The sequence below is a fragment of the Streptomyces sp. NPDC048420 genome (assembly GCF_040651535.1).
Classification (GTDB): domain Bacteria; phylum Actinomycetota; class Actinomycetes; order Streptomycetales; family Streptomycetaceae; genus Streptomyces.
Map to the genome: position 1 here is coordinate 76,122 of NZ_JBEZKG010000001.1, position 11,853 is coordinate 87,974.

11 protein-coding genes are annotated in these 11,853 nt (G+C 69.4%); 3 read left to right on the forward strand and 8 right to left on the reverse strand.

Annotated elements, in window-relative coordinates; genetic code table 11:
- Positions 1-31: 31 nt before the first annotated feature.
- Positions 32-469, reverse strand: a complete 438-nt coding sequence (locus tag AB0D34_RS00365; RefSeq protein WP_362654176.1) for a MarR family transcriptional regulator — start codon at positions 467-469, stop codon at positions 32-34.
- Between the two features lie 94 nt (positions 470-563).
- Between AB0D34_RS00365 and AB0D34_RS00370 the strand changes: the two genes are divergently transcribed.
- Together AB0D34_RS00370 and mltG are read left to right on the forward strand one after the other, a co-directional pair.
- Positions 564-2,366 carry an ABC transporter ATP-binding protein gene (locus AB0D34_RS00370; protein WP_362654179.1) on the forward strand — a complete coding sequence of 601 codons (1,803 nt, stop codon included), beginning with the start codon at positions 564-566 and terminating at the stop codon, positions 2,364-2,366.
- Between the two features lie 43 nt (positions 2,367-2,409).
- On the forward strand, positions 2,410-3,258 hold the full coding sequence (gene mltG, locus AB0D34_RS00375) for an endolytic transglycosylase MltG (protein ID WP_362654182.1): 849 nt from the start codon (positions 2,410-2,412) through the stop codon (positions 3,256-3,258).
- A 13-nt stretch (positions 3,259-3,271) separates the two neighbouring features.
- On the opposite strand, the gene AB0D34_RS00380 is transcribed toward mltG, so the two are convergent.
- The 6 genes from AB0D34_RS00380 to AB0D34_RS00405 all read right to left on the reverse strand — a co-directional run bounded on the left by AB0D34_RS00380 (position 3,272) and on the right by AB0D34_RS00405 (position 8,494).
- Positions 3,272-4,348 (reverse strand): NAD(P)-binding domain-containing protein, encoded by a 1,077-nt coding sequence (locus AB0D34_RS00380; RefSeq protein ID WP_362654185.1) that lies wholly within the window; start codon positions 4,346-4,348, stop codon positions 3,272-3,274.
- Positions 4,349-4,397: 49 nt separating this feature from the next.
- Positions 4,398-5,540: an LLM class flavin-dependent oxidoreductase gene (locus AB0D34_RS00385; RefSeq protein ID WP_362654188.1), complete on the reverse strand. Its 1,143-nt coding sequence runs from the start codon at positions 5,538-5,540 to the stop codon at positions 4,398-4,400.
- 4 nt (positions 5,541-5,544) lie between these two features.
- A complete protein-coding gene (locus AB0D34_RS00390; protein ID WP_362654190.1) occupies positions 5,545-6,570 on the reverse strand; it encodes an ABC transporter substrate-binding protein in 1,026 nt (341 codons plus the stop codon).
- Between the two features lie 51 nt (positions 6,571-6,621).
- Positions 6,622-7,410, reverse strand: coding sequence for an ABC transporter ATP-binding protein (locus AB0D34_RS00395; protein WP_362654193.1), 789 nt, complete (start codon positions 7,408-7,410; stop codon positions 6,622-6,624).
- Positions 7,383-8,261, reverse strand: a complete 879-nt coding sequence (locus AB0D34_RS00400; protein ID WP_362654196.1) for an ABC transporter permease — start codon at positions 8,259-8,261, stop codon at positions 7,383-7,385. Before AB0D34_RS00400 ends, AB0D34_RS00395 begins: the two co-directional genes overlap by 28 nt.
- Before the next feature lie 149 nt (positions 8,262-8,410).
- Positions 8,411-8,494 (reverse strand): putative leader peptide, encoded by an 84-nt coding sequence (locus AB0D34_RS00405; protein WP_350495123.1) that lies wholly within the window; start codon positions 8,492-8,494, stop codon positions 8,411-8,413.
- A 122-nt stretch (positions 8,495-8,616) separates the two neighbouring features.
- On the opposite strand from AB0D34_RS00405, the gene AB0D34_RS00410 reads away from it, so the two are divergent.
- Complete coding sequence (locus AB0D34_RS00410; protein WP_362654199.1) at positions 8,617-9,039, forward strand: YjbQ family protein; 423 nt, start codon at positions 8,617-8,619, stop codon at positions 9,037-9,039.
- Between the two features lie 260 nt (positions 9,040-9,299).
- On the opposite strand, the gene AB0D34_RS00415 is transcribed toward AB0D34_RS00410, so the two are convergent.
- On the reverse strand, positions 9,300-11,789 hold the full coding sequence (locus AB0D34_RS00415; protein ID WP_362654202.1) for a glycoside hydrolase family 2 protein: 2,490 nt from the start codon (positions 11,787-11,789) through the stop codon (positions 9,300-9,302).
- Positions 11,790-11,853: the final 64 nt, after the last annotated feature.

An 11,853-nucleotide genomic window follows, 5' to 3' on the forward strand; every position in this document is an offset into this window, starting at 1 on the left:
CCACTCTGCCGGAGTGGTGGCCACGCCCCGTTCAGCACTGTCCGTCCGCCAATGTGTCCAGCAACCGGCCCAGCACCTCACGTTGTTCGCCCGACAAGGGGGCGAGGATCTCCTCCGCGGCCGCCCTGCGTACCGCGTGCAGTTCCTGAAGAGCCTTCACCCCGTCGTCGGTGAGCTCGATGCGGATCACCCGCCGGTTGGCCGGATCGGGCACGCGTCGGACCTTGCCGCCGGCCTCCAGGCCGTCGACCAGGCTCGTCACCGCACGCGGCACCACCTCAAGCCGCTCCGCGAGATCGGCCATGCGGGGCGGCGTCTCCCAGTGCGCGAGGGTGCGCAGCAGCCGGGACTGGGCCGGCGTCACGCCGAGACCGCGCTCATGGAGCTGGCGCTTCTGGATGCGGTGCACCCGACGCGTGAGCCTGAGCAACTGCTCGGCCAGCAGGCTGTCGGAATCGGGCGTGGTCATGCGGGAACAATATCAGGACCTATTTCATTGTGAGCATAGGTAACAATGAGCTAGGCTCCGCTGGTCCTCACCACCTCACCCTCCGTAGGAGACCATGCCCCGCGATCACATCGACTGGACCCCCGCCCCCGGCACCTCGACCGACCAACCCCGTCAGGTGCGCCGTATCCTCCGCCTCTTCAAGCCCTACCGCGCCAAGCTCGCCGTGGTCGGACTGCTGGTCGGCGCCTCCTCCCTGGTCACCGTCGCCACCCCGTTCCTGCTGAAGGAAACGCTGGACGTGGCCATCCCCCAGGGCCGCACCGGACTGCTCAGCCTGCTCGCGCTGGGCATGATCCTCAGCGCCGTCCTCACCGGCGTCTTCGGCGTCGGCCAGACCCTCATCTCCACGACCGTCGGCCAGCGCGTGATGCACGACCTGCGCACCGCGGTCTACGGCCGCCTGCAGCGCATGTCGCTCGCCTTCTTCACCCGGACCCGCACCGGCGAGGTGCAGTCCCGCATCGCCAACGACATCGGCGGCATGCAGGCCACCGTCACCTCGACCGCGACCTCCCTGGTCTCCAACCTGACCAGCGTGATCGCCACGATCGTCGCGATGATCGCCCTCGACTGGCGCCTGACAGTCGTCTCGCTGCTGCTGCTCCCGGTGTTCGTCTGGATCAGCCGCCGGGTCGGCAACGAACGCAAGAAGATCACCACCCAGCGCCAGAAGCAGATGGCCGCGATGGCCGCGACCGTCACCGAGTCGCTCTCCGTCAGCGGCATCCTGCTCGGCCGGACCATGGGCCGCTCCGACTCGCTCACCCGGTCCTTCGCCGACGAGTCCGAGAGCCTGGTCGACCTCGAAGTGCGCTCGAACATGGCAGGCCGCTGGCGCATGGCCGTCATCGGCATCGTCATGTCCGCGATGCCCGCTGTCATCTACTGGGCCGCGGGGGTCACCCTCCGGGCCGGCGGCCCGGACATCTCCATCGGCACCATCGTCGCCTTCGTCTCGCTCCAGCAGGGTCTGTTCCGCCCGGCCGTGAGCCTCCTGTCGACCGGCGTCCAGATCCAGACCTCGCTCGCGCTCTTCCAGCGCATCTTCGAGTACCTCGACCTGCCGATCGACATCACCGAGCGGGAGAACCCGGTCCACCTCGACCGCATCAAGGGCGAAGTCCGCCTGGAGAACGTCGAGTTCCGCTACGACGGCCAGGGCAGCCCCATCCTCGAAGGCATCGACATCGACGTCCCCGCGGGCAGCAGCCTCGCGCTCGTCGGCTCGACCGGCGCCGGCAAGTCCACGCTCGGCTACCTCGTCCCGCGGCTCTACGACGTGACCGGTGGCCGGGTCACCCTCGACGGGGTCGACGTCCGCGACCTCGACTTCGACACCCTCGCGCGGGCCATCGGGGTCGTCTCGCAGGAGACGTACCTCTTCCACGCCTCGGTCGCCGAGAACCTGCGCTTCGCGAAGCCCGACGCGACCGACGAGGAGCTCGAACAGGCGGCGCGGGCGGCGCAGATCCACGACCACATCGCCTCGCTGCCGGACGGCTACGACACCGTCGTCGGCGAGCGCGGTCACCGGTTCTCCGGCGGTGAGAAGCAGCGCCTGGCCATCGCGCGGACCATTCTGCGAGACCCGCCCGTCCTCATCCTGGACGAGGCGACCAGCGCCCTGGACACCCGTACCGAACACGCCGTCCAGGAGGCCATCGACGCGCTCTCGGCCAACCGCACCACGCTCACCATCGCGCACCGCCTGTCCACCATCCGGACCGCAGACCAGATCGTGGTCCTCGAATCCGGTCAGGTCGCCGAGCGAGGCACGCACGAGGAGCTGCTGGAGCGGGAGGGCCGGTACGCGGCGCTCGTACGCCGAGATGCCCAACTGGAACCGACAAGCTGAAAATATGCCGGGTTTGTCATGATATGCGGGTTACCGTGCCCGCATGCACATGAACACTCCGCCACGGAGCACGATTCGACTGACGCGCAGAGGCCGTCTCGTCCTCATCGCGACCGGGGCCGTCGTGGCCGGCACCGCTGTGGCGGTGCCGCTGCTGAGCCTGGACAGCGAGGGGGAGAAGAAGCCCGTCACCCTGGTGATCCCGGAGGGCTGGCGGGCCGGGCAGATCTACGACGCCGTCGACAAGGCCCTCGCCCAGCCCCCGGGCACCGCCAAGAAGTCCCTGGCCAAGGCGCACCTCAAGCTGCCGAACGACGCCGAGGGCAACCCGGAGGGCTACCTCTTCCCGGCGACGTACCCGCTGGAACGGGGCGGCAAGAAGATGACGCCTGAGGCGCTGCTCTCGTACATGGTCGACACCGCCAACAAGAAGTTCAACGGTGCCCCCATCGCGGCCGGGGCCCAGCGCAACGCGATGAACGTCTACCAGGCCGTCACCATCGCGAGCATCGTCCAGGCGGAGGCGGCGACCAAGGCCGACATGGGAAAGGTGGCCCGGGTCGTCTTCAACCGTCTGGAGCGTGGGATGCCGCTGCAGATGGACTCCACCATCAACTACGCGCTCAACCGCTCCACACTGCGCACCACCAGCGCCGACCTCCGGATCGACAGCCCTTACAACTCGTACCAGCGCATGGGTCTGCCGCCGACCCCGATCGACAGCCCGGGCGAGGACGCCATGCGCGCGGCGATCTCACCGGCTCCGGGCGACTGGCTGTACTTCGTGACGGTGAAGCCCGGCGACACCCGCTTCACCAACAACTACGCCGAACACCAGCGCAACGTGGCCGAGTTCAACAAGAACCGGCAGAAGTCGGCGAAGGCGGGCTGAACTTGACGGAGTATCAGGCGGAGACGAGCTCCGCCGCCAGCAGCCGCCTGATGTCCCGTACGGCCGCACGGCCCGCGCGGTTGGCGCCGATGGTGCTCGCCGACGGGCCGTAGCCGACGAGATGGATCCGAGGGTCGGCGACCGCGCGGGTGCCCTCGACCCGGATCCCACCGCCGGGCTCGCGCAGCTTCAGCGGGGCCAGATGGTCGACGGCCGCCCGGAACCCGGTCGCCCACAGGATGACGTCGGCCTCGACATGCCGTCCGTCGTTCCACTCCACACCCTCGGGCGTGATCCGGTCGAACATGGGCTGCCGGTCCAGGACCCCGTCCGCGATCGCCTGCCGGACCGCGTCGTTGAGCGGCAGCCCGGTCACCGACACCACGCTCTTCGGCGGCAGTCCCCGCCGTACCCGCTCCTCGACGAGCGCCACGGCCTCCCGGCCTACGTCCTCGGTGAAGGGTCCCTCACGGAACACGGGTTCACGCCTGGTCACCCAGGTGGTCGCGGCCGCGTACGGGGCGAGCTCCATGAGGTGCTGGGTGCCGGACGCGCCCCCGCCCACCACGACCACCCGCAGCCCGGAGAACGCCTCGGGGCCGGGGTATTGCGCGGTGTGCAACTGCCGCCCCCGGAAGGTCTCCTGTCCCGGGTAGCGCGGCCAGAACGGCCGGTCCCAGGTCCCGGTCGCGTTGATCAGCGTCCGCGTCGACCAGGTGCCGTCCGAGGTCTCGACCAGGAGCCGTCGGCCGTCGCCCTCCCGCACGGCACGGACGTCGACAGGCCGTCGTACCCGAAGATCGAAGGCGCGCTCGTACTCCGCGAAGTACTCGGCGATCACCTCCGACGACGGCCGCTGCGGATCCGCGCCCGTGAGCTCCCTGCCCGGCAGCGCGTGCATGCCGTGGACCTTGCCGTACGTCAGCGACGGCCACCGGAACTGCCAGGCACCGCCGGGGGCGGGGGAGTGGTCAAGGACCACGAAGTCGCGCTCCGGCTCGAAACCGGTGCGACGCAGGTGGTAGGCGCTGGACAGACCCGCCTGACCAGCGCCTATGACCACGACCTCGACCTCGCGCGTGTTGTTCACGCTTCTACCAACGGCGGCGAGGTCCTGGATCTTCCCAGGATCCGTGTGATTACCGCCCTCCCGCCACGAGGATCGGCGCCCCGGCCCGCGCACCCCCTTCGACCAGCCCGCGCGCCGCCAGCTCGGGAATCACACCCTCGCCGAACCAGTACGCCTCCTCCAGATGCGGATACCCCGAGAGCACGAAGTGCTCGACGCCGAGCGCGTGGTACTCCTCGATCAGATCGGCGACCTCCGCGTGGCTGCCGACGAGCGCCGTGCCCGCCCCGCCCCGCACGAGCCCGACGCCCGCCCACAGGTTCGGATGGATCTCCAGTTCGGCCCGGGACCCGCCGTGCAGGGCCAGCATTCGCTGCTGACCCACCGACTCGCTGCGCCCGAGCGCCGTCTGCGCGGCCGCGATGGTGTCGGGGTCGAGGTCGTCGAGCAGCCGGTTCGCGGTCGCCCAGGCCTCCTTCGACGAGTCGCGCGAGATGGTGTGCAGCCGGACCCCGAAGCGCACCTCACGGCCCTCCCGCCCCGCCAGCTCCCTGATCCAGTCGATCTTCTCCTTCACCTGCGCGGGCGGTTCGCCCCAGGTCAGATACACATCCGCGTGCCGCGCCGCGACCGGCCCGGCCGCCGGGGAGGACCCGCCGAAGAACAACTGCGGCAACGGGTCCGGCGGCAGCGCGGTCAGCCCGCCCTCGACCTGGTAGTGGGCGCCCTCGAAGTCGTACGGCTGTCCCCGCCAGACCCCTCGGACGACGGACAGGAACTCGTCCGTACGGTCATACCGCTGATCGTGGTCGAGACGGTCCCCGAAGCGCCGCTGCTCGGCCGAGTCGCCCCCGGTGACGACGTTCAGCAACAGCCGCCCCCGCGTGAGGCGTTGGTAGGTCGACGCCATCTGCGCGGCGAGCGTCGGAGAGATCAGCCCCGGCCGGAACGCCACCAGGAACTTCAGCCGCTCGGTGTGCTGGGCGAGCGCGACGGTGGTCAGCCAGGCGTCCTCGCACCAGGTGCCGGTCGGGGTGAGCACCGCCTCGAAGCCCAAGTGCTCGGCTGCCTTGGCTATTTGGGTGAGGTAGTCGATGTCCGGCGCCCGGACACCGGGGACTTGGCCGGTGTGGTTCGAGCCGTAGGCGTGCCGGTCCACGAGAGTGCGGCCGTCGCCGCCCGTGGGCAGGAACCAGTGAAGTCGTACGGTCATGTCGTCAGCCCTTCGAGGGGCGGGGCTGCGTGGTCGAGGACGGGAGGCCGCCGTTGTAGCGGGTGTCGACGAAGTCCGCGAAGTCGACCTTCTTCGGGATGAGCTTCAACTCGGTGAAGGCGTCCGCGATCTGCTGCTCGGAGGCGATCAGCGGCTTGTCGACGGCGACCGAGATCCGGGTGGCATAGGTCCGCTTCACCGCGGCCAGCGCCACCTCGTACGGCAGTCCGGTGTCCTTCGCCCAGACCTTCGCCCATTCCTCCTGATGGTCGTAGACCCATGCCGTGGCGCGGCGAAGACGATCCAGGTAGTCCTTGATCGCGGCGGACTTCTTCTGGTCCTTGAGTGCGCCGGGCGCCGCCACCTGGAAGGTCAGTCCGTTGGTGACGCCCTCGCCGGTGGTCAGTACACGGCCCTGCTTCGCCTGGAGCACCTGTGAGGTGTACGGGTCCCACACCGCCCAGGCGTCGACCTTGCCGGAGGTGAACGCGGCGAGCGCGTCGGCCGGTTGGAGGTACTTGACCTTGACGTCGCTCAGGTTGAGTTTGGCGGCCTTGAGGGAGGCGACCAGCTGGTAGTTGGCGGAGGAACCCTGCGCCACCGCTATCGACTTGCCCTTGAGCTGCTTCGGGTCGGTCAGCTTCGAGTCGTTCGGGACGAGGATGGCGTCGCCCTTGGAGGTGCCGTGGAAGGCGGCGACGACCGCGATCTTCGAGCCGGCACCCGCCGCGAACACCGGCGGGGTGTTGCCGACGCCGCCGATGTCGACGGCCTGGGCGTTGACGGCCTCCAGGAGCGGCGGGCCGGAGGTGAAGGTCGACCACTTGATCTTGTAGTCGAGGCTCTTGAGCTCCCCGGCGGCGCGCAGGATCGCCTCCGAACCGCCCTTCTGGTCACCGACGTTGAGCGTGAGGGAGCCCTTGCCGTCGGTGTCGGTGCCGGTTCCGGCGGACGCGTTCCCGCCGCAGGCGGTGAGCAGGAGGGCGAGGGGGAGGAGCAGTGCGGCGGGGGCGGCGAGGCGACGTCGCATTGGGGGTTCCGTTCTGTGCAACTGGGTGGGTGAGGTGGCGAGCTGGGGAGTTCAGGCGGCTTCGGCGGCCGTGTCGACGCCGAGGCGTTCCAGGAGCCGGCCGCGGATCTCCGCGAACCGGGGGTCGGCGATGTCGCGGGGCCGGTCGAGGTCGATCCGCTGCTCGTGCGCGATGACCCCGTCGTCCATCACGAAAACGCGGTCGGCGAGCAGAACGGCCTCCTCGACGTCGTGCGTCACAAGGAGCACGGCGCAGCCCCGGCGCTGCCACAACTCGCCCACCAGGCGCTGGGCCTTGATCCGGGTGAGGGCGTCGAGCGCGCCGAACGGCTCGTCCAGCAGCAGGAGATCGGGCTCACGCACCAACGCCCTTGCCAGCGAAGCACGTTGGGCCTCGCCCCCGGAGAGGGTCTTGGGCCAGGCGTCCGCACGGTGACTGAGGCCGACCTCCTCCAAAGCCTGGTCGGCGACCGCGCGGGCGGGCTTGCCGGACAGGCCGAGCAGGACGTTGCGCCACACCTTCTTCCACGGCATCAGCCGGGGTGCCTGGAACGCGACCGCCTTGCGGCGCGGGACGAGGACGGTGCCCTCGATGTCCCGGTCCAGTCCGGCGAGGATACGCAGCAGGGTGGACTTGCCGCAGCCGCTGCGGCCCAGCAGGGCTACGAACTCGCCTGGACGGACGTCGAGTTGGAGATTGTCGATGACGGCTCGGCCGTCGAAGGAACGGGTCAGGCCCTCGACGCGGACGGCCTGCGCAGGTCGGGAGGGCGCGGCGTCCGGTGTCTTGGCCGCCTCGGACACCTGGGGGCTCACCGGCCCGTGAACGTCGGTCGCCATTGCAGCAGCAGCCTTTCGAGGGTGCGGACGATGAAGTCGGCGAGCAGGCCGAAGAAGGCGTAGACGATCAGGCAGACCACGATGACGTCGGTGCGCAGGAAGTCGCGCGCCTGCACCATCAGGAAGCCGATGCCCGAGTCCGCGTTGACCTGTTCGGCGAAGACGAGAGCGAGCCAGGCGATCCCGAGGGAGTAGCGCAGACCGGTCATGGCGCCGGGCAGCGCACCCGGCAGGATGACGTGCCGTACGAGTCCCCAGCGGGAGAGTCCGAGGGACTCCCCGGCCTCGATGAGCTGGGAGTCCACGCCCCGGATGCCGGCGTAGACGTTGAGGTAGAGCGGAAAGGTCACGCCGAGGGTGATGATCGCGACCTTCGGGGCCTCGCCGATGCCGAACCAGATGATGAACAGCGGGATCAGCCCCACGAACGGCACGGTCCGGAGCATCTGCACCGGGGCGTCCACGAGGTCCTCGCCGATCCTGAACAGGCCCGATACGAGGGCGAGTCCGGTACCGATGAGGGTCCCGAGGAGCAGTCCGGCCGCGACCCGCTGCAGCGAGGTCGTCATCGCCGACGCCAGTGAGCCGTCGGCGGTCAGATCCCCCGCGACCTGGGCGACCCGGCCGGGAGAGGCGAGGGCGTCCGCGGTCAACACACCGGTGCTGCTGAGGAGTTGCCACAGGGCGAGCAGCAGGAGGGGGCCGGTCGTGCGGCGCAGCCAGCGGGGGACGCGGGTGCGTCGGGAGGAGACGGGAACGATGGGGACGAGGTCGACGGACACGACTTCATCACCTGATATTCCAGAAATATCGGGTTTGTGAGAGCCGGGCGGGGCATGGCTGATGCTCATGGGAGCTCCACGGAGGGGACGGCGGCCGATGAGGAGGTGAGGGCGGCCAGGCACTGCCGGCGTCAGTCTCGCGTCACCGATCGGGGATCAGCGCGGAGAGGACGTGCGGGTAGGGCGGAGCGCAGGCGCGAAAGGGGTGGGAGAAGGCGTCAGCAGCCGCGACGACACGCGGCGGAGGCCACCCGCAGCAGGTCGATGTGACCGCGCGTGGTGAGCAGAACTGAACGCAACATGTCGCCGAAAGTAGCCAGCTGGCGCGGCCATGGTCAATGGCGTCTCGCGGAATGGACCTGCCGTATCGCGGGACGGTCGGTGGATGGGGTGTGAATCCGGGCGCAGGGGTGAGGATGGGGGGATGTCAGACGCCTTCACCACCCGAGTCCTGAACGTCGCCTCCGGTTCGTCGGAGCGGATCGTCGACCTCACCGGCGACTGCGAGGCCTTCCTGAGGGAGGTCGCCGTCGGCCGCGACGGCCTCCTGAACGTCTTCGTCCCGCACGCCACAGCCGGCGTCGCCATCATCGAGACGGGCGCCGGCAGCGACGACGACCTCCTCGCCGCCCTCCACACCCTCCTCCCCGCCGACGACCGCTGGCAGCACCGCCACGGCAGCCCCGGCCACGGCCGAGACCACGTCCTCCCGGCGATCGTCCCACCGCATGCGACTCTGCCGGTGGTGAACGGGGGGCTGGAACTGGGGACTTGGCAGTCGGTTTGTCTGGTGGACACCAACATTTCCAATGCCAACCGTCATGTGCGGTTGAGCTTCCTGAGCTGAGCAAGATACGCATGCGCGCCGCCACCTCATCCCCGAGCGTCGGCGCGCGGATGTCCTCACCGCCCCCGAGGCGGTCGGCGGACACATCATCGGCTCCCCGCATGGTCCGGATCTTGATGCGGAGGGCCGACGTGTGCTGACGGCTGGTCGTTGCCGAGTCTGACGGGTCCCCGGCTGGCGTGTGACCTCCTGCGGCGCGCAGCGCAACGGCCTGATTCGGACTGAACCCGGCGTACAGCCCGACTCGTCTGCCTCCTACTTCACTGACCCGGGTGCACGGGGTGAACAGCCGTGGCACAGGCCAGGGAGTTGGCGCAGCACAGCACATTCGGACGGATCAAGGCGGACGGGTCGTCCAGCTTCGTCGACGTGCGCACGAGGAAACTCCTGGCCCCTCCCGCAGGCAAGGAGACGAGCATGTCGTCCACGACCGCGTCGGGCGCGACCTTGTCGGCCAGCAGGGCGATGTCGCGCACATAGGAGGTGGCGCGTACGTCGATCCGGTAGCCACCGTCCACGGGCAGGACGCCGGCGGTGAACGGCGCCGGGTCGTAGTCGAGGTCGCGGTCCTCGCCGAAGAGGTGATGGGCATGGGCGCCACCTGCGGTTGCGGTCAGCACTTCGCCGCGCGGGTCGGAGGGGGTGAGCAGGTCGTCGGCCAGGGACAGCTGCGCGGTGGACCGGGGCGGCACGTCGAGCGACAGCTCGGCGGTGGCCAGCGCCTTGCCGGTGAAGGTCTGCCGTGTCGCCAGCACAGTTGTCCGCCACGGCTGGTCGTGGTCGTTCACAGCGACCAACGTGGGCCTGCCGTCGCGGGGTTGGATGGTGAGCAACCGCGGATCGAACGCCTGCTTGATGGCGTAGTAGAGGGGTTTGGGTCGTTCTTCGCTGTCCACCGCGGCCCAGGAGATGGCGGGCCAGCAGTCGTTGAGCTGCCAGACGAGCGCGCCCGCGGTCCGCGGCCACCAGGAGCGGAAGTGCTCGATGCCGAACCTGACGGCGCGGGCCTGGTTGAGCTGGGTCGCCCAGTGCCACCGCTCCAGGTCGGCGGGGACCGGCAGGTGGGGCTCCAGGCCGCGGTGCAGCTTGCCGTTGCCGTCCTCGGCCTTCTGGTGGAGCAGGAGAGCGGGGGAGCCGGGTGTCATCGGTTCGTCGTGGATCCAGCGGTGGAGGGTGGTCCAGGCGGGCGGTCCCTGGAAGCCGAACTCGGCGCAGAACCTGGGCACATGGTGGCGGTAGTGGGTGTAGTCGCGCGCGTTCCACACGTCCCATTCGTGGCGGGTGCCGTGATGGGCGTCGTTGGGTGGCAGATCGCCGGGGCTGTAGGGGCTGCCGGGTGCGTAGGGACGGGTGGGGTCGAGTTCGGCGACGAGCGCGGGCAGCAGATCGGCGTAGTAGCCGAGCCCCCAGCTCCGCCCCTCCAGGCCTTCCTGCCAGCCCCAGTCGGTGTACGCGGGAAGGTTTTCGTTGTTGCCGTTCCACAGGACGAGCGAGGGGTGGGCCACGAGCCGGGTGATGTTCTCGCGGGCCTCGGCCAGGACCTCGTGCCGCAGCGGTTCCTCCTCGGCGTAGAAGGCGCAGGCGAAGGGGAAGTCCTGCCAGACCATCACACCGCGCTCGTCGCAGATCTCGTAGAAGTCGTCGCTCTCGTAGATTCCGCCGCCCCAGACCCGCAACATGTTCATGTTGGCGTCGACGGCCTGATCGATGCGGCGTGCCGTCCGCTGGGCGGTGACGCGGGTGAGGAAGTGATCGTCCGGAATCCAGTTGGCGCCCTTGGCGAAGATCCGTGTGCCGTTGACGACGAAGGTGAACGGCGTACCGGTCTCATCCGGTTCGGTGTCCACGGTGACGGTACGGAACCCGACCCGGCGCCGGTCGGTGTCGACACGCTCGCCGTCGGCCAGGAGCGTCACGGCCAGCTCGTACAGCGGCTGGGCGCCGTAGCCCGCCGGCCACCACAGTCGCACGTCCGGCACCAGGGCGGTGACGCGGGCGGTGGTGCCGCGAACCAGTGTCTGTACGTGGACGTTGCCGATGGTGACCTCCACGGTGTATTCGCGGTCGCCGCCAGTGCCGTCGGTTTCGGCGTCGGCGATGTCCACCTGCACGTCGATGCGGCCGGTGCCGTCCGGATCGACGGTGACGAGCGGGCGCACCTGCGCCAGGCGCCCGCCGGTCCACCGCTCCAGCCGTACGGGTTTCCAGATGCCGGCGGTCTGCAGGTCAGGACCCCAGTCCCAGCCGAAGGAGCACGCCATCTTCCGGATGGCGTTGTAAGGGTGGGGGTAGGCGCGCATGCGCCAGCCGAGCCGGGCCTCCGCCTCCTCGGCGTGGGTGAGCGCTGAACCCAGCGAGACGGTCAGTGTGTTGAGGCCCTCACGCAGCGATCCACGGGCGTCGAACCGGTAGCCGCGGTGCATGTTGGCGGTGTGCCCGAGCACATCGCCGTTGAGTTCGACGACGGCGATCGTGTCGATGCCGTCGAAGACGAGATCCGCCCGTTCGCCGGCTTGCGGCGCCGTTGCCCGGAACGTGGTCGTGTACTGCCAGTCGACGCGGTGCATCCAGGTCAGCGCCGATTCGTTGAGGTCCAGATACGGATCCGGGATGAGACCGGCGGCGAGCAGGTCGAGGTGGGTGCTCCCTGGCACCTGAGCGGGCACCTGACGGTTCGCGAGAGTGTCCGGCACCTGACCTGCCGTGGCTCGCAGGCTCCAGCCGTCGTGCAACGTCGTTCTGGCGATCATCCGCGTTCTCCTCGCTGGTCGCTGGTACGGCCGTGAGACGGCGTCCATGCTTACGCAGATAACT

What these genes read in the sequence shown, in the direction of transcription:
- AB0D34_RS00370 (WP_362654179.1), top strand. Translation starts at nt 564, where the DNA reads ATGCCCCGCGATCACATCGACTGGACCCCCGCCCCCGGCACCTCGACC.
- AB0D34_RS00395 (WP_362654193.1), bottom strand. Translation starts at nt 7,410, where the DNA reads ATGGCGACCGACGTTCACGGGCCGGTGAGCCCCCAGGTGTCCGAGGCG.
- AB0D34_RS00385 (WP_362654188.1), bottom strand. Translation starts at nt 5,540, where the DNA reads ATGACCGTACGACTTCACTGGTTCCTGCCCACGGGCGGCGACGGCCGC.
- AB0D34_RS00390 (WP_362654190.1), bottom strand. Translation starts at nt 6,570, where the DNA reads ATGCGACGTCGCCTCGCCGCCCCCGCCGCACTGCTCCTCCCCCTCGCC.
- AB0D34_RS00405 (WP_350495123.1), bottom strand. Translation starts at nt 8,494, where the DNA reads ATGTTGCGTTCAGTTCTGCTCACCACGCGCGGTCACATCGACCTGCTG.
- AB0D34_RS00415 (WP_362654202.1), bottom strand. Translation starts at nt 11,789, where the DNA reads ATGATCGCCAGAACGACGTTGCACGACGGCTGGAGCCTGCGAGCCACG.
- AB0D34_RS00410 (WP_362654199.1), top strand. Translation starts at nt 8,617, where the DNA reads ATGTCAGACGCCTTCACCACCCGAGTCCTGAACGTCGCCTCCGGTTCG.
- AB0D34_RS00400 (WP_362654196.1), bottom strand. Translation starts at nt 8,261, where the DNA reads ATGAGCATCAGCCATGCCCCGCCCGGCTCTCACAAACCCGATATTTCT.
- AB0D34_RS00365 (WP_362654176.1), bottom strand. Translation starts at nt 469, where the DNA reads ATGACCACGCCCGATTCCGACAGCCTGCTGGCCGAGCAGTTGCTCAGG.
- mltG (WP_362654182.1), top strand. Translation starts at nt 2,410, where the DNA reads ATGCACATGAACACTCCGCCACGGAGCACGATTCGACTGACGCGCAGA.